Origin of the sequence: Streptomyces sp. URMC 124 (assembly GCF_051386455.1) — a bacterium.
In the GTDB taxonomy this organism is placed as follows: Bacteria; Actinomycetota; Actinomycetes; order Streptomycetales; family Streptomycetaceae; genus Streptomyces.
In genome coordinates, this window is record NZ_JBPQTS010000635.1 from 1 (window position 1) to 239 (window position 239).

1 protein-coding gene is annotated in these 239 nt (G+C 54.8%); it reads right to left on the bottom strand.

The features are described 5' to 3' along the window. Positions 1-220, bottom strand: a 220-nt coding sequence (locus tag ACSNOG_RS33970) for a spore germination protein (protein WP_436756514.1), incomplete at its 3' end; no start/stop codon positions are given. Positions 221-239 lie beyond the last annotated feature (19 nt).

Here is a 239-nt window from a genome sequence, read left to right on the forward strand (position 1 = left end):
GAGACAGGGCTTCCTTTAATGTCTCCAGCGTCAGCAGCATGAGCAGCGCTTCCCAGAACGGAGGATACGGAATTTCACTGCGGGATTGCATCAGGACAAACAGCATCTCCAGCGGAACCATCTGATAATGGTGAACCGTCACCGCCACATAAGCCGGGGTCAAAAACAGTGCAGCCACGAACGCGACAAAACGAAGCCCCCGCAGGAAGCTGCCCACCATCCATCGGTGAATATAGTCC